The 15,593-nt window shown below is 65.2% G+C and carries 14 protein-coding genes; 8 read left to right on the forward strand and 6 right to left on the reverse strand.

The genetic code is table 11. From position 1 onward, the window contains the following. Nucleotides 1-59: 59 nt before the first annotated feature. Nucleotides 60-1,448 (reverse strand): sigma-54 dependent transcriptional regulator, encoded by a 1,389-nt coding sequence (locus tag CK224_RS20205; RefSeq protein ID WP_095782946.1) that lies wholly within the window; start codon nt 1,446-1,448, stop codon nt 60-62. Beyond that, complete coding sequence (locus tag CK224_RS20210; protein WP_095783127.1) at nt 1,445-3,310, reverse strand: ATP-binding protein; 1,866 nt, start codon at nt 3,308-3,310, stop codon at nt 1,445-1,447. Before CK224_RS20210 ends, CK224_RS20205 begins: the two co-directional genes overlap by 4 nt. A 234-nt stretch (nt 3,311-3,544) precedes the next feature. Between CK224_RS20210 and CK224_RS20215 the strand changes: the two genes are divergently transcribed. Together CK224_RS20215 and CK224_RS20220 are read left to right on the forward strand one after the other, a co-directional pair. After that, nucleotides 3,545-4,879, forward strand: coding sequence for a dicarboxylate/amino acid:cation symporter (locus tag CK224_RS20215; RefSeq protein ID WP_067322894.1), 1,335 nt, complete (start codon nt 3,545-3,547; stop codon nt 4,877-4,879). 196 nt (nt 4,880-5,075) lie between these two features. Continuing rightward, nucleotides 5,076-5,657, forward strand: coding sequence for a histidine phosphatase family protein (locus tag CK224_RS20220; protein WP_095782947.1), 582 nt, complete (start codon nt 5,076-5,078; stop codon nt 5,655-5,657). 12 nt (nt 5,658-5,669) lie between these two features. On the opposite strand, the gene CK224_RS20225 is transcribed toward CK224_RS20220, so the two are convergent. The 3 genes from CK224_RS20225 to CK224_RS20235 form a co-directional block, all read right to left on the reverse strand. Next, complete coding sequence (locus tag CK224_RS20225) at nt 5,670-6,434, reverse strand: pseudouridine synthase (RefSeq protein WP_095782948.1); 765 nt, start codon at nt 6,432-6,434, stop codon at nt 5,670-5,672. Nucleotides 6,435-6,634: 200 nt separating this feature from the next. Further along, nucleotides 6,635-7,120 carry a hypothetical protein gene (locus CK224_RS20230; RefSeq protein WP_245426033.1) on the reverse strand — a complete coding sequence of 162 codons (486 nt, stop codon included), beginning with the start codon at nt 7,118-7,120 and terminating at the stop codon, nt 6,635-6,637. A gap of 108 nt (nt 7,121-7,228) precedes the next feature. Further along, nucleotides 7,229-7,669 (reverse strand): hypothetical protein, encoded by a 441-nt coding sequence (locus tag CK224_RS20235; protein ID WP_066993921.1) that lies wholly within the window; start codon nt 7,667-7,669, stop codon nt 7,229-7,231. A gap of 358 nt (nt 7,670-8,027) precedes the next feature. Between CK224_RS20235 and CK224_RS20240 the strand changes: the two genes are divergently transcribed. From CK224_RS20240 to CK224_RS20260, 5 genes are all read left to right on the forward strand, one after another. Beyond that, nucleotides 8,028-9,281 (forward strand): sarcosine oxidase subunit beta family protein, encoded by a 1,254-nt coding sequence (locus CK224_RS20240; protein WP_095782949.1) that lies wholly within the window; start codon nt 8,028-8,030, stop codon nt 9,279-9,281. Nucleotides 9,282-9,294: 13 nt separating this feature from the next. Then, nucleotides 9,295-9,564: a sarcosine oxidase subunit delta gene (locus CK224_RS20245; RefSeq protein WP_095782950.1), complete on the forward strand. Its 270-nt coding sequence runs from the start codon at nt 9,295-9,297 to the stop codon at nt 9,562-9,564. Then, nucleotides 9,561-12,440, forward strand: coding sequence for a sarcosine oxidase subunit alpha family protein (locus CK224_RS20250; RefSeq protein WP_095782951.1), 2,880 nt, complete (start codon nt 9,561-9,563; stop codon nt 12,438-12,440). Before CK224_RS20245 ends, CK224_RS20250 begins: the two co-directional genes overlap by 4 nt. After that, nucleotides 12,433-12,957, forward strand: a complete 525-nt coding sequence (locus CK224_RS20255; protein WP_095782952.1) for a hypothetical protein — start codon at nt 12,433-12,435, stop codon at nt 12,955-12,957. Before CK224_RS20250 ends, CK224_RS20255 begins: the two co-directional genes overlap by 8 nt. An 82-nt stretch (nt 12,958-13,039) precedes the next feature. After that, the gene (locus tag CK224_RS20260; protein WP_348628401.1) at nt 13,040-13,672 is read left to right on the forward strand and encodes a TetR/AcrR family transcriptional regulator; all 633 of its coding nucleotides are present in this window, start codon (nt 13,040-13,042) and stop codon (nt 13,670-13,672) included. A gap of 46 nt (nt 13,673-13,718) precedes the next feature. On the opposite strand, the gene CK224_RS20265 is transcribed toward CK224_RS20260, so the two are convergent. After that, on the reverse strand, nt 13,719-14,618 hold the full coding sequence (locus CK224_RS20265) for a dihydrodipicolinate synthase family protein (protein WP_095782954.1): 900 nt from the start codon (nt 14,616-14,618) through the stop codon (nt 13,719-13,721). Between the two features lie 299 nt (nt 14,619-14,917). On the opposite strand from CK224_RS20265, the gene CK224_RS31360 reads away from it, so the two are divergent. Continuing rightward, nucleotides 14,918-15,178 carry an FAD-binding oxidoreductase gene (locus tag CK224_RS31360; protein ID WP_095782955.1) on the forward strand — a complete coding sequence of 87 codons (261 nt, stop codon included), beginning with the start codon at nt 14,918-14,920 and terminating at the stop codon, nt 15,176-15,178. Nucleotides 15,179-15,593 lie beyond the last annotated feature (415 nt).

A 15,593-nucleotide genomic window follows, 5' to 3' on the forward strand; every position in this document is an offset into this window, starting at 1 on the left:
CCGCCATCATGCGTTCGCCACCCGGCTGGTGCCAACGTGCCACGGTTTCCTGGATAGCCTCAACGCCGGGGGCTTCGATCGGGTTCCACAAGCTTGATCTCTCTGGAAAAATCGCTGCGCACGATGCCGTGCCGCTGCAGCTTGTCGTAGAAGGTCTTGCGCGGAATGCCGAGCGCCTCGATCGTACGCCGGACATCGCCGCCATTGCGGCCAAGTGTCTCGCGGATGATCTCGGCCTCGTAGCGCTCCAGCCGTTCCGGCAAGGGCATCGAGACGTCCAAATCTGTCGGCTGAGCGGCGGGGCTGCTGCCGATCTCTTCCAGTCCGAGCACGAAGCGCTCGGCAAAATGGACGAGCTCGCGGACATTGCCCGGCCAGTCGTGTTCGCGCAGATGGCGCTGGACGGCGGCCGGCGCCGCGGGCACCTGGCGATGAAAGCGGGCGGCGGCGCGCTCGGCGAAGTACCCGAACAGCAGCGGCACGTCGTCCCGGCGCTCGCGCAGCGGCGGGATCGAAAGCGTCACCACATTGAGCCGATAATAGAGGTCTTCGCGGAAATTGCCGCGCTGGCCGGGATCGCCGAGATCGACCTTGGCGGCGGCAACGACGCGCAGGTCGACGGGCCGGATTTCGTTGGTGCCGAGTGGCGTCACCTCGCGCATTTCGAGCACGCGCAGCATCTGCACCTGAGTGGAGGGGGGCATGCTTTCGATCTCGTCGAGGAACAGCGTGCCGCCGCTCGAATGCTCGATGCGGCCGACGCGCTTCTTCTGCGCGCCGGTGAAGGCGCCGGCCTCATGACCGAACAACTCGCTTTCGATCACCGTCTCCGGCAACGTGCCGCAATTGAGCGCGACGAAATTGCCCTTGGCGCGGCGGCTCCAGCGATGCAGCAGGCTCGCCACCACCTCCTTGCCCGAGCCTGTCTCGCCGGTAACCAGCACATCGACATCGGTGTCGGCGATCTGTCTCAGCGTGCGGCGCAGCCGCTCCATAGCCGGTGTCTGGCCGATCAGCGGAAGGCCTTCCTGCGCCTGCTCGGCCGCTTCGCGCAAGGCGCGGTTCTCCATAACAAGACGGCGCTTTTCCGCGGCGCGCCATACACTTTGCGCCAGCCGGTCGGCGGCGAAGGGCTTGGTGATGAAGTCATAGGCGCCGTCCTTGATCGCCTTCACCGCCATGGCGATATCGCCGTGCCCGGTGACGAGGATGACGGGGATATCCGGGTCAAGGTCGACCACGAGGTCGAAAAGCTGCAGGCCGTCCATCTCGGGCATGCGGATGTCTGACACCACGACGCCGGCAAAGCCGGCATCGAGGCCGGCGAGTGCCTCGCTTGCCGAGGAAAAGGCAGACACGGCAAAACCGGCGAGTTCGAGCGTCTGCTTCGTCGCCTTGAGCAGGTCGCTATCGTCATCGATCAGGATGACCGGACTGCCGTCTGTCATGTGGGGTCAGCCTTCGAGAGATGGATGGTGAAGCGGGTGCCGCTCCCACTGCTTGTCACCTCGATGCGCCCGTCATAGTCGGCGACGATGTCCTTCGAGATGACGAGCCCGAGCCCCAAGCCCTTTTCCTTCGAGGTATTGAAAGGCGTGAACAGCGATTTCAGGATCGCGGGCGGAATCCCCGGTCCGTTATCGGACACGATCAGCGCGACGCCTTCGGCGGTTTCCGCGGCGGACACTTCGACCCGAGCACCGTCACGCCCGTCGAGCGCTTCCAGCGCGTTCTGGAACAGGTTGATCAGCACCTGCTCGAGCCGCAGTCGGTTGCCCATCACTTTCATCGTCGCCGGTGGCAGCGTGATCGCCAGCGCGTCCAGCCGGCCGGCAAAGCGGCTCCTGAGCAGCACCACGGCGCCTTCGATGACGCTGCGCAACTCGACCGGCTCGGCGGCGGTGCGACCCTTGCGGGCGAAAGCTTTCAGCTCCTCGGTAATGGAGCCGATGCGTTCGGTCAGCGCGGCGATGGCGCCGAGATTTTCCTCCGCCGGCGCCGTCTGCTTGCGTTCCAGGAAAACGCGCGCATTGTCGGCATAGGCGCGGATGGTCGCCACCGGCTGGTTTATCTCATGCGCGACGCCCGCGGCAACCTGGCCGAGCGTCGCCAGGCGGTTGGCCTGCACCAGCTCCTGCTGCATGACCTGCAGCTTGGCTTCGGTGCTGCGGTGGTCGGCGATCTCGGCCTGCAGCCGGTCGCGCGCGAGGCTGAGGTCCTGCGTGCGCTCGACGACGCGCCGTTCGAGTTCGGCGCGCGCCGCCTGCTCGGCAGCGATCCGCATCTGCGCGGACTGCCGGCGCCACAACAGATAGGCGGCCAAAGCGAGCAGCGGGACAAGGACGCCGAGGGCCAACAAACGCATTTCGCGCTGCGCCGCCGCGATCGGCGCTTCCGCCAGCACGAGATAGTCGAGGCGCCATGGCGTCGACGGCACGGCGGTGGATAGCCGCAGATACTCCGCGTCGCTGCCGCCGGGCGTGATGGCGTGCACCAACGCGACATCGGGGCTGAGCGGTTGTGGCCTCGTGATGGGCAACGGCACCAGCGGAGCCTCGCCGAACTGCTGGCTGGCGCGGATGTCGGCCGCGACTGGAGCGGCCAGCGGCGCCGTCGTCATGAAGCGCCAGGAGGGCACGCTGGTGATCAGCACCACCCCATGCTCGTCGCTGACATAGGCCGGGCGGTTCGCCTCGTGCCAGTCGGCTTCGAGCTGGTCGAACTCCATCTTGACCACGACGACGCCGAGCGGGGCCGCCGCACTCCCGACACGGCGCGAAATGTAGAGGCCCGGGCGCTTGCTGACATTGCCGAGCGCGAAATACTCAGCCGTGCCGGATTGCATGGCGCCCGAGAAATAGGCGCGAAAACCGTAGTCATTGCCGACGAAGCTTACCGGCTCGCGCCAGTTGCTGGAAGCGATGGCCAGCCCGTCCGGGCCGGTGACGTAAAGCACCGAGGCCTTGGTGCCCGAAACCAGCCCTTCGAGCTTGCGGTTCAGCACGTCGATCGAGGCGGGGCTGCGCTCAGCGAGCGCGTCATGCACCTGCTGGTCTTCGGACAGAAGCAGCGGCAGCGCGCGCGGATTTTCCAGCACCGCGCGCAGCAGTGCCACCTTGAGATTGGCGTCGGTCCGCCCTTGCGCCGACAGCGCCTCGATCTCGGTCGAGCGCCCGTAGAGGCCGGCGCCATAGAGCGCTGCAAAGACGATGAGAAGCGCCACCGCCGCAAACAGCAGCCAGGCGCGCCGCGCCCGCCCGGCGAGCAGTTCGGGCGTCGAAGCGAGGGCAGCGGCGGGGCGTTGCAGCATCGCCCATTTGTGCATGATTTCGCACAAAGCACAATTCGAGCTATGCGGATCGCCGCACTGCGCTGTCGAATGGCAAAGCGCGTTGCGTCAGAAAACCAAACAAAATCAATACTCGACGCCTTAAAGCGCAATCTGGCACGGCCGTTGCAAATGCATCCGCAGCAGCCGCGAGGCTGTGAAGGTCAACTGCCCCGGGAGGTCGAGCTTCTCGATCGGGGCCGAACGGAGGACATCATGCAGACGGCAATCGCTGCCGCGGAACCGCGCGGCAAAGTTCCCTTTTATCGGCATCTTTACGTGCAGGTCCTGGCGGCGATCGCCGCCGGCATCCTGCTCGGCCATTTCTATCCCGACATCGGCGCCTCGTTGAAGCCGCTCGGCGATGCCTTCATCAAGCTGGTCAAGATGGTGATCGCGCCAGTGATCTTCCTCACCGTCGCGACCGGCATCGCCGGCGTCTCCGACCTGCACAAGGTCGGCCGGGTCGCCGGCAAGGCGATGATCTATTTCCTCGTCTTCTCGACACTGGCGCTCATCGTTGGCCTGATCGTGTCAAATGTCGTCCAGCCCGGCGCCGGCATGCACATCAATCCGGCGACGCTCGACGCCTCGAAGGTCTCGACCTTCACCGAGAAGGCGCATGATACGACGATCGTCGGCTTCCTGCTGAACATCATCCCCGACACCATAACCGGCGCCTTCGCCCAGGGCGACATCCTGCAGGTGTTGTTCTTCTCGGTGCTGTTCGGCGTCGCTCTCGCTTTGGTCGGCGAGCGCGCTCGTCCGGTGGTCGACTTCCTGCAGGCGCTGACGGCGCCGATCTTCCGCCTCGTCGCCATCCTGATGAAGGCTGCGCCCATCGGCGCCTTCGGCGCCATGGCCTTCACCGTCGGCAAATACGGCATCGGCGCGATCGCCAATCTCGCCTTCCTGATCGGCACCTTTTACCTGACGTCGCTGCTCTTCGTGCTGATCGTGCTGGGCGCGGTGGCATGGTACAACGGCTTCTCCATCCTGGCGCTGATCCGCTACATCAAGGAAGAGCTGCTCCTGGTGCTGGGCACCTCATCGTCGGAGGCAGCACTTCCCGGCCTGATGGCCAAGATGGAGCGCGCCGGCTGCAATCGCTCGGTGGTCGGTCTTGTCATCCCGACCGGCTATTCTTTCAACCTCGACGGCACCAACATCTACATGACGCTGGCAGCGCTGTTCATCGCCCAGGCGACCGATACGCCGCTCACCTTCGGCGACCAGATCCTGCTGCTGCTCGTTGCCATGCTGAGCTCCAAGGGTGCCGCCGGCATCACCGGCGCCGGCTTCATCACCTTGGCGGCCACGCTTTCGGTCGTGCCTTCGGTGCCGGTTGCCGGCATGGCGCTGATCCTCGGCGTGGACCGCTTCATGTCGGAGTGTCGCGCGCTCACCAACTTCGTCGGCAATGCCGTCGCGACCATCGTCGTGGCGCGCTGGGAAGGCGAGCTCGACCAGAAGCAGTTCGCCGCCGCCATGGCCGGCCAGATGCCGGAGGAGGCAGACCTCGCGCTCTCAGGCGGCCTGCAGCCGGCCTGAGCGATCGAAACAATTCCCGGAAAATTGCCTCGGTGACTTCACCGTAGCCTTCGATCCGGAGTTGCACAGACAAAGAGCGTCCACCCAAGCCGAAACAGGCCGTGGCTCCGCCGCGGCCTGTTCTTTTTGTCGGACGCCGCATAGGGTGGCGCGGGCCGGCATTCTTGCCGGTGCATCCAAGCGTGAGGGCCGGCGGATGAGCAGCGCGTTTCCCGAGATCTACCTTGTCCGCCATGGCGAGACGGAATGGAGCGCATCGGGAAAGCATACCGGCCGCACCGACATTCCGTTGACCTCGGAAGGCGAACAGGCCGCAGGCGGCGTCGCCGACCGCCTCAAGGAGCACACCTTCCAGGCGGTCTGGTCGAGCCCGTCGCAGCGCGCCTTCGACACCTGCCGGCTGGCCGGCTTCGGCGAGCGCGCGCTCAAGAAGGCCGACCTGCAGGAATGGGATTATGGCGCCTATGAAGGCGTGACAACGAAGGAAATCCTTGCCGGACGTCCGGGCTGGCAGTTGTTTCGCGACGGCTGCCCGGGCGGCGAGACGGCGGCCGATGTAGGCGCCAGGGCCAATGCGATCGTGGCCGAAATCCGGACGGTGGCCGGCAATGTGCTCATCTTCTCGAGCTCGCATTTCCTGCGCGTGCTTGCGGCGTGCTGGATCGGCCTGCCGCCGGAAGGCGGCGAACATTTCGTCCTCGATACCGCGAGCCTCAGCATCCTCGGCTACGAGCACGACCTGACCGAGCCGGTCATCCGCCGCTGGAACCAAAAGTAGTTCCGGCCCCTGTTAAGCGGCAAGTATCGCCAGCTCCTCGGCCGTCAAATGCCGCGCCTTGCCCTTCGCGAGATCACCCAACTGCAGCCGCCCGATCGCCACCCGTACCAGCCTGAGCACGCCGATGTCGAAGGCGCCGAGCATGCGGCGGATCTGGCGGTTGCGGCCTTCGTCGAGGACTATCTCCAGCCAGGCCGTGCGCCCGCCGCTGCGCAAGAGCGCGATCGAGCTCGCCGTCAGCAATTCCCCGTCGACGACAGCGCCTTGGCGGAACCGCTCGAGCATCTTCTCGTCGGGCACGGAAGCAATCTGCACATGATAGGTTTTGGCGACATGCGAGGCAGGATCGAGCAAACGGTTCGCCCAGCGCGTGTCGTTGGTCATCAACAGCAGACCTTCGCTCGCCTTGTCGAGACGCCCGACCGGCGACACGAAGGGCAGGTCGAGATCGGCAAGGCAGTCATAGACGGTGCCGCGTCCTTCGGGGTCGTCGCGCGTGGTGACCAGCCCGCGCGGCTTGTTGAGCATCAGATACACTTTTCGTTCCGCGGCGACCTGTGCGCCATCGACTGCGATGCGGTCGCGATCCGGATCGACGCGCAGCGACGGGTCGCGCGCCACCTTGCCGGCAACGCGCACGCGTCCTTCGGCGATCATCAGTTCGGCCTGCTTGCGCGAGCAGAATCCTAGCTTCGAGAGCGCTCGGTTGAGGCTGACTTTTCCAGCGACCGGTCGTCGCGGGAATTCGGGAAGCTGTCGTAGGGGCTTGCGTGTCATCGGCCGACAGATGCCATGCCGGGCGACGCCGGCGCAACCTGACCGGTGAATGTCGACTAGAGAAGCCGGCGTCGCGCTGGCGGCCCTCCTCGACGCACTGATCCTGGTGCTCACCGCCACCGGCGATCCGCGCGCCATGCTTCTCATCAACTGGCTGAAGGGCTCCTGTGGTGTCGATCCAGTCGCCGACCGCAATCAAATCACGGTTCCGGCGGAGCGCTCAACCGCCGGTAAGGGAGGCCGTCGAAGGTTGCCGTCACAAAGCTCTTCACCGACATCTTGCGCTTATGGCCGTCGCTGCAGGCATAGACCGGCCAGCCGGCCTCGCTGCATTCGCTGGCCGCGCAGAGGCGGGCAAGGCAGTTGCCGACAGTCAGCCGGAAGCCACCTTTGCCGGCGAAGCCCTGCAGCAGGCTGCCATCGGCCGAGCGCCATGTCCGCTGGCGAAATTCCGGCCGCAGGGCCAAAGGTTCGAGAGGGGCGGCGAGATTGGCGGTGCCGGTACGCGCTATGAGCTGAAGACGGTACCGGGCCATCCCGGTCGTATAGGCGGTTACGAGGTCGGACTCACCCGAATACGCGGACGCCAGATCGGAGCGGTCGAAGAGAGCAGCCGCTCGCTCGCCTGCTTCTGTTGGCCTCGCAAGGGCAACAAGGGCGACAAGGGCCAAACAAGCTCGCACCATTTTGATTTCCAGCAGCCATGCATCTCCGGCCTGCCAGCGCCCCCGGCTGCCTTCCACACCATCCCGCCAATTGCTGCGCGGTGCAAGCCGCTGCGCGAATAACCCGTGTCACCCATTGGGCGCCGGCGGCAGTTCGAACAGGGTGGCGCCATTCTCCTGTCCCCGCTCGACATAGCCGATGAGCCGAAACCATTTTGCGACGTCCGGTCCATCGAGCCAGCTGCGCGAGTGCACGGGCAGGTTGCCGGCGAGCGCCTGGATGTGGCGGATGTGACGCCTGCAGAAGCGAACGGTTGCCGCTCTGAAGAAGTCCTCCTGCGCGGCAAACAGCGTGTCGGCCGCGTCGCCATGCTCATGCCAGGCGATAAAGGCGACGGCCTGCGCGCCCTCGACCAGCGCATGCGCCCGGCCTTCCTTCAGGTTCATCATCAGATTGTCGTAGGCGGCCTTGCTGTCCTTGCCGGCCGCCAGGTACTCGTCCGACATTCGCTTGGACAGGCCGCGGAAAACATCCTCGAGATCTCCGACCGTCGCTGCGCGTGCTCTCATTTCTCCTCCTGACAGCCCGGCGGGAGTTTGCCCCATGGGAGGAGGATCACCAAGCAAATGAAATCCACCATGCGCCTGACGCGCGCAAATGCATTTCACTTGGCTTAGCTGGCCGGTTGCCGCGCTCCCTGCGAGGCGCAGCCTCGATTCCCCAATGGACACAGGTGTCCATTCAAGCTAAGTTCGCGCCGCGCGAAGCTCGACGACTTTTGTCGAACCGCGGCAGAACGGGATGGGTTATGGGCTTTCGAGGACGGGGCGAGTTGATGCGCCGGTTTCGGTACTGCGCCGCCGATATGGCGTCTCAGGGTTTCATGGCACCGTTGCACTATCGCTCAAGTGATGCGGGCCTGAGCGCATGACTAGGCACTATTCAGCGCTTTCGCTGTTCAAAGAAGGCGTCGCCGGCCAGACGGGGTGGGAGAAGGCCTGGCGCTCGCCGGAGCCCAAACCGCGTTACGACGCCATCATCATCGGCGGTGGCGGCCACGGCCTCGCTACGGCTTACTATCTCGCAAAGAACCACGGGGTCACCAATGTGGCGCTGCTCGAGAAAGGCTGGATCGGCGGCGGCAACACCGGCCGCAACACAACCGTGGTCCGCTCAAATTACTTCTACCCGGAAAGCGCGGCGATCTACGGACTGGCGCATAGTCTCTACAAGAGGCTGTCGAAGGATCTGAACTACAATGTGATGTTTTCCGCGCGCGGCATTCTCACCCTCGCGCATAGCGAAGCGGGAATGGAAACCGCTGCCCGGTCCGTCAACGCCATCCAGGTCAACGGCATCGATTGCGAATTGTTCTCGGTCGAGGACGTGCGCCGGGTGGTGCCGATCTACAATTTCAGCCCGGATGCCCGCTACCCCGTCTATGGCGGCACCTGGCAGCCGAGCGGCGGCACTGCCCGTCATGACGCTGTCGCCTGGGGCTATGCGCGCGCCGCCAGCCGTCTCGGCGTCGACATCATTCAGAACTGCGAGATCAGCGACTTTATCATCGAGGACGGGCGCTGCCGCGGGGTCGTCACATCGCGCGGCGCAATCCGGGCAGAGCGTACGGGGATGGCGGTGGCCGGCCACTCCTCGGTGCTGGCGGCGAAGGCGGGATTCCGGCTGCCGGTCAATTCCTATGCGCTGCAGGCCTGCGTGTCCGAGCCGGTCAAGCCCATCATCGACACGGTGGTGATCTCGCCGGATACGGGCGTTTATGTCAGCCAATCGGACAAGGGCGAACTGGTGATCGGCGGCGCGCTCGACCGCATCCCGTCCTATGGCCAGCGCGGCAACTTGCCGGTGCTGGAAGGCGCGATCGCAGGCATGCTCGAAATGTTCCCGATATTCGGCCAGCTGAAGATGATGCGGCAATGGGCAGGCATCGTCGACGTCGTCCCCGATTCCTCGCCCATCATCGGCGAATCGCCGTTGCCCGGGCTTTTCCTCAATTGTGGCTGGGGCACGGGCGGCTTCAAGGCGATTCCCGCCGGCGGCACGCTGCTTGCCCATTTGCTTGCAACCGGCAGGCACCACGACATCAGCCGGCCTTTCGATCTCGACCGCTTCGCCCGCGGCCGGCTGATCGACGAGGCTGCCGGCTCCGGCATTGCCCATTGAAGGTATAGCAAAGATGCAGCTCTTTCCCTGTCCGTTCTGCGGGCCGCGCGAAGAAAGCGAATTTCACTATGGCGGAGAGGCCGGCAATTTGCGGCCCGACGGCGACGACGTGACGGCCGAGCGCTGGGCGGGCTATCTCCACATGCGCGACAACCCGAAGGGGCCGACCCGCGAGATCTGGGTGCACCTGACCTGCGGCGAGTTCTTTGCGATGAGCCGCGACAGCGTCAATCACAAGGTGTTGGGTTCCTCCGTGCTCGGCGAAGCGGAGCATGGCGCATGAGCGCTTCGCGTCTTGCCAATGGCGGCAGCGACATCGATCGGGCCCGTCCGCTGAGCTTCACTTTTGACGGCACGCGCGTCGACGGCTTTGCCGGCGACACGATCGCTTCTGCCTTGCTGGCGAACGGCCGGGCGATCGTCGGCCGCAGCTTCAAATATCATCGGCCGCGTGGCATCTGGGGATCCGGCGTGGAGGAGCCCAACGCGCTGGTCGATGTCGAGAGCGCCGGCGGCCGCGTGCCCAATGCGCGGGCAACGACCGTGCCGGCGCGGGACGGCCTCGCGGTCAAGAGCGTCAACGCGTCGCCGACGGCGCTGGCCGACCGCAACGCGGTGCTGGACCGCCTTGCCCGTTTCCTGCCCGCCGCATTCTACTACAAGACCTTCATGTGGCCGGACTGGCACCTGTTCGAGCCGCGCATCCGCGCCATGGCCGGGCTCGGCGTCGTCGACCGCAATTGGAAGCCGCGTCACGTCTCGGACCAGATCAATCACCATTGCGACGTCCTGGTGGTCGGCGCCGGACCGGCCGGACTCGCCGCGGCAACCGGCGCGGCGGCAGCCGGGCACTCGGTCGTGCTGGTCGACGAGCGGACGCATCCCGGCGGGTCGCTGCGCCACCGTGCAGGCGCAGTCGACGGTGTCAAGGGTGCGGAATGGGTCGATGCGACGGTGGCCCGGCTGAAGAGCAGTGGGCATCTCGTGCTCCGCGATACGACCGCCTTCGGCCTCTATGATCACAATCTGGTCGCGCTCAACCAGATTCACCGCGACGGCCGACCCGACACGCTGTGGCGCGTGCGCCCGCGCCGCATCGTGCTGGCGACGGGCGCGATCGAGCGGCCGCTCCCGTTCGCCAACAACGACCTTCCGGGCATACTCTCCGCTGACGCGGCGTTGAGCTACCTGCGCAGGCATGGCGTCCTTGTCGGCCGGCAGATCGTGGTCGCAACCAACAATGACAGCGCCTACGAGCCGGCCTCGGCGCTGGCTGCGGCCGGCGCTTCGGTGACAGTGGTTGATTGCCGGCGAGAGGGTGGCGCGCAGGCGAAGACCGGTATTCGGGTCCTCGCCGGTCGCGCCATTGCAGCGGCGCGCGGCCGCAACGCCGTTCAGAGTGTTCTGCTCGACGACGGTACCGCCCTTGCGGCCGATTGCCTGCTCCTCTCGGGCGGCTGGACACCCACCGTGCATCTGTTCTCACAGGCGAAAGGCAAGCTCGCCTGGAGCGATCAACTGTCGGCTTTCATCCCCGCAGAAGCGATCGAGGGGATCGGCGTAGCCGGCGCAGTCGCCGGCACGGTCTCGCTTTCCGAAACTTTGGCCAGCGGCCTGGCGGCCCTCGGCGGGTTCGGCTCGGCGCCGCCGGCACCTCGCAGCACGGGTGAGGAAGCAAAGCTTGGCGTCGTCAGCCTATGGCCGAAGCCCAAAGCCAAGGGCCGCGTCTGGATCGACTACCAGAGCGACGTCACCGCCAAGGACGTCGAACTGGCGGCGCGGGAGAATTTCGTCTCCGTCGAGCACCTGAAGCGCTATACGACGCTTGGCATGGCGACCGACCAGGGCAAGACGTCGAACCTGAACGGTCTGGCGCTGCTGGCCGCGGTTACCGGCCGCGCCATCTCGGATGTCGGCACCACCACCTACCGGCCGCCTTTCACGCCTGTGCCGTTCGCCAGCCTGGCGGGAGCGCATCGCGGCAGCATGCACGCCCCGGTCCGTCGCCTGCCGCTGGAGGCCAACCATCGCGCAGCAGGCGGAGTGTTCCAGGAATATGGCGGCTGGCTGAGGCCGGCCTATTACGGAAGCGGCGAAGCCGGAGCCAAGATCCAGGAGGATGCGCGGCGCGCCCGGCAGTCCGTTGCGCTCTTCGACGGCTCGACGCTCGGCAAGATCGAGGTGATCGGTCCACGCGCGGCCGAATTCGTCGACTTCATCTATTACAACACCATGTCGACCCTGAAACCGGGCCATTGCCGCTACGGTTTCATGCTGTCGGAAAATGGCGTCGTCTTCGATGACGGCGTGCTGGTTCGTCTCGACGAGCACCGCTTCATCGTCTCCTGCTCGTCGTCGCATGTCGCCGCTGTCCACGCGCGTCTCGAAGAGTGGCGGCAGGATCGTTTCGGCCGCGATGCGGTCTATATCCACAACGCCACCGCGCAATACGCCACCTTGACCGTCTCGGGTCCGAAAGCGCGCGGGCTGATAGAGGCGCTCGATCTTGGTATCGCGCTGGACGATGCTAGCCTGCCGCACATGGCGGTTACCGCCGGCCGCTTTGCCGGCGACGAGGTGCGCATTGCCCGGGTCTCCTTCACCGGCGACCGGAGCTACGAGATCTCCATCCGCGCCGACCGGGCCGAGGCGCTCTGGGCAAGAATGCAGCAGGAGGGCCGCGCGTTCGACGCCGTGCTGCTCGGGCTTGAATCCCTGATGATCCTGCGCGCCGAGAAGGGCTTCATCGTGATCGGCAAGGACACCGACGGCAACGTCATGCCGCACGACCTCGGCGTCGCGGGACCGCGGACCAAGCGTACAGGTGAGTTCGTCGGCCGGCGCTCGCTTTTCACCGAAGCGGCGAGCCGAACCGATCGCAATCAGCTTGTCGGCCTGGCTGTCGGCGAAGGCGAGGCGCCGCTGGCGACCGGCGCGCATGGTGTGGAGAAAAGCGGCGACCGGCTCCGGAGCATCGGCTTCGTCACCTCCAGCTATCAAAGCCCGACCCTCGGGCGTCCGGTCGCCCTGGCGCTCATCGAACGGGGTGCCGCGCGGCATGGCCAAACGATCGACGTTCAGCATCTCGGCGTCCTGCGCCGGGCCACCATCGTCGCGCCCTGCGCCTTCGATCCGGAAGGGAGCCGCCTGCGTGCGTAACCTTGCCGAAAAATGGCCCCCAGCGCCCGACTGGACCACCGCGGTCCTGAACACGGACAGGATCAGCGTGCGCACATTGGACGGGCTGAACCAGCTTCTGGTCAGCGGCGACCTGACGGCTTGGGCGCAGGCTTCGGGTCTCGCGGGGGAAGGAGTCGGAGCCGGCGCGGTTGCCAACGGCGACAAATACATGGTGCGCATCGCGCGCGATCGCATTCTCGCCGTGAGCGGACGGCCACTACCCGTCGCGGCCGGCTGGCACGCGGCCGGTTTCGCGGTCACGGTCATGGATGCCGGGCTGCATGTCTTCGAGATGAAAGGGCCGGGATTGGCCGGTCTGGTCGCCAGGGGCACGGCGCTCGATCCGAGGCAGGCAAGTCCCTCGGCTTCGATCCTTTTTGCCGGCGCCGGCGTTCTCTTCTACCGGTTCGGCAACCCCGATCGGGCGCGTGTGCACGTCGACCGGGGCCTTGCCCCGTATCTCTGGGAGTGGCTCGAACAGGTGCAAGTATTGTAGCGGGGGCGGTTTCAGGTCTATCTAGCCGGCATTCAAACCTGGCCAGCCCGAGATGCTTTCGGATTCCAGTGCAGAGGCAGTCGTGCAACGGTCCGGTCTGATCGGCAACACCAAGGTGACGCGCGAGGACTGGATGAAGCTCGCGCTGGAGACGCTGATCTCAGAGGGCGTGGAGGCGGTGCGCGTCCTCGCGCTCGGGCAGAAGCTGAACGTCTCCCGTTCCAGTTTCTACTGGTACTTCAAGAGCCGTCAGGACCTGCTCGATCAGCTTCTCGACTATTGGCGCAACAACAACACCCGCTTCATCCTCGAGCAGGCCGGCCGGCCCGCCGCGTCGATAACTGAGGCCGTGCTCAATGTCTTCGAGTGCTGGCTGGATGAGAAGCTGTTCAATCCGCGCTTGGATTTCGCGGTGCGTGCCTGGTCGCGCCAGTCCGCCAAGGTCCATCGTATCGTGAACGAGGAAGACGATGCGCGGGTCGATGCCATCCGGGCGATGTTTTTGCGGCACGGTTACGCAGATACCGAAGCCTTCGTGCGGGCGCGCGTGCTGTACTTCACGCAAATCGGTTATTACTCGCTCGAGATCGTCGAGCCGGTGAGCAACCGTCTGTCTCTGACGCCGGCCTACCTGCTCACGCACACCGGCAAGCAACCTCGTCAAGGCGAGGTGGAGGCCTTCGCCGAAAAGGTACGGGTGCGAACCGGCAGTTGACCATGGCCGACTGCTCGGCGGTCCGCAGCGCCGTCACCTTCGTTTCTCAAACACGTTTCGGCGCTGCGAGATCGGAAATCGTCTTCCTGATGACCGCTTCCACCTTCGACCGTTCCTCGCCGCCGATCGGCAGGCGCGGCTTTCGAACGTGTTCCGGAGCGCCGTACACCAGATGCTCGGCAAATTTGATGTACTGCACCAGCTTGACGTCCGTATCGAGATGAAATGCCGGCGTCATCAGCCGGTAGAGCGGAAGCGCTGCCGCGAAATCCCCGCCGCGGGCGGCGTTGAACAGCGATACGCACTCGGCCGGCCATGCATTGGTCATGCCCGACACCCAGCCGACAACACCGAGCGTCAGGCTTTCAAGGATAAGATCGTCGACGCCGCAGAAGATGTCGAAACGGTCGCCGAAGGCGTTGAACAGGTCGGTTACCCTGCGGATATCGCCGGTCTCTTCCTTGATGGCGACGATGCCGGGAACATCGACCAGCGCCTTCAGCGTCTCGACGTCGACGTCGACCTTGTAGGCGAGCGGATTGTTGTAGATCATCACCGGCAGATCGCTGGCCTCGGCCACGGTCTTGTACCATGCCACGGTCTCATGGCGGTCGGTGCGATAGGCGAGACTGGGGAAGGTCATCAGCCCCTCGGCTCCGAGCTTCTGGTAGTTGCGAGCCGCCGCGGCCGCGTCGTCGGTGGACAATTCCGCAAGACCGGAGAGCAGCGGCACCCGTCCCGCCACGACTTCCCTGGCTGCTGCAACCACGGCATCGCGCTCGGCCTGTGTCAGCGTGGCATTCTCGCCAAGCATGGGCAGGACGATCACGCCCGACACGCCGTTCTGAACAAGCCGCTCGATGCTGGCTTGCGTGGCTTTCAGGTCGACTGCGCCGGAAGCCTGCATCTTGGTCGTCACTGCTGGAAACACGCCGCTCCAGGTCATGGAATGCTCCTTGGTTGGGGTGCGGCCGGCGGAGGCGTCATAGAAGGGACGCGTGCCGTATCGCCGGTCGGCACCAGCTGCCCATTTCTAAAGCCATACGTTGACCTGCCAAGGCGCAAATGCGTCTTCGCCATAGCCCAGCGGTTTGTCGCAAAAACCGGCGCCGACCCGTCAGCGGCCTATTGCTGAGGATGCCGATGCGATCGGCGCCAGCAGCAGCATGCCAAGAGCCGGTGCAAGAAGATGGTGTTCGGGTAAGGCCCGCTGGCAAGCTCGGCTCGTTAAACGCGAGCCAGCTGATGAACGCCTTCAGTTCTTTTTGCTCGTCCTGCCGATCCAACCGCTTCAGGGAGCGTCTTACGCTGATCTGTCGCCGCACCATTCAGGAGACACACGACGTAAAGACGTTCGTCTTCTCGCCAAAGGGCGGGCAGGCGAGCCAGTTCAAATCTGGCCAGTTCATCATGCAGAATCTGCTGATCGACGGCGCTCCGGTCGCACGCAACTACTCGATCTCTTCATCGCCCACGCGGCCGGATGACATGAGGATGACGGTCTAACGCGTCCCCGCTGAGCGGCGATGTGGAAATGCTCGATCTCGGCGGGCTCAGCGCAGAGGAGAAGGCCATGGGATACGTACTCGCCTGCTGCACCCGTCCCCTAGGGCCGGTTTGCGTGGACCTCTGATCAAGGCGGAGCATCCAACAGGAGGATGGCCGACGTCTCTGCGGCGACAGGATCGTGCTGATCGGCCCGGCGGCACACGGTCCTAACCGATCTTCATCGCCTTGCAGATTTCTTCGACCAGCATTGCGGCCCGCGATCGCCGGCCGGCGTGCCTTCTACGCGCGACCGCGGGTCCAGCGAGTGCCCATCATAGCTCGACCTCACCTGGGTGAGCCGCATAGAGGCGTTCCGGTCTCCGGCGTGGCGCGAAACGATCGCGGTTGTGACGACGCGGCACTGGATGGCGGC

Origin of the sequence: Mesorhizobium sp. WSM3862, from assembly GCF_002294985.1 — a bacterium.
Classification (GTDB): Bacteria; Pseudomonadota; Alphaproteobacteria; order Rhizobiales; family Rhizobiaceae; genus Mesorhizobium.

What these genes read in the sequence shown, in the direction of transcription:
- CK224_RS20205 (WP_095782946.1), bottom strand. Translation starts at nt 1,448, where the DNA reads ATGACAGACGGCAGTCCGGTCATCCTGATCGATGACGATAGCGACCTG.
- CK224_RS20210 (WP_095783127.1), bottom strand. Translation starts at nt 3,310, where the DNA reads ATGCTGCAACGCCCCGCCGCTGCCCTCGCTTCGACGCCCGAACTGCTC.
- CK224_RS20215 (WP_067322894.1), top strand. Translation starts at nt 3,545, where the DNA reads ATGCAGACGGCAATCGCTGCCGCGGAACCGCGCGGCAAAGTTCCCTTT.
- CK224_RS20220 (WP_095782947.1), top strand. Translation starts at nt 5,076, where the DNA reads ATGAGCAGCGCGTTTCCCGAGATCTACCTTGTCCGCCATGGCGAGACG.
- CK224_RS20225 (WP_095782948.1), bottom strand. Translation starts at nt 6,434, where the DNA reads ATGACACGCAAGCCCCTACGACAGCTTCCCGAATTCCCGCGACGACCG.
- CK224_RS20230 (WP_245426033.1), bottom strand. Translation starts at nt 7,120, where the DNA reads ATGGTGCGAGCTTGTTTGGCCCTTGTCGCCCTTGTTGCCCTTGCGAGG.
- CK224_RS20235 (WP_066993921.1), bottom strand. Translation starts at nt 7,669, where the DNA reads ATGAGAGCACGCGCAGCGACGGTCGGAGATCTCGAGGATGTTTTCCGC.
- CK224_RS20240 (WP_095782949.1), top strand. Translation starts at nt 8,028, where the DNA reads ATGACTAGGCACTATTCAGCGCTTTCGCTGTTCAAAGAAGGCGTCGCC.
- CK224_RS20245 (WP_095782950.1), top strand. Translation starts at nt 9,295, where the DNA reads ATGCAGCTCTTTCCCTGTCCGTTCTGCGGGCCGCGCGAAGAAAGCGAA.
- CK224_RS20250 (WP_095782951.1), top strand. Translation starts at nt 9,561, where the DNA reads ATGAGCGCTTCGCGTCTTGCCAATGGCGGCAGCGACATCGATCGGGCC.
- CK224_RS20265 (WP_095782954.1), bottom strand. Translation starts at nt 14,618, where the DNA reads ATGACCTGGAGCGGCGTGTTTCCAGCAGTGACGACCAAGATGCAGGCT.
- CK224_RS31360 (WP_095782955.1), top strand. Translation starts at nt 14,918, where the DNA reads ATGAACGCCTTCAGTTCTTTTTGCTCGTCCTGCCGATCCAACCGCTTC.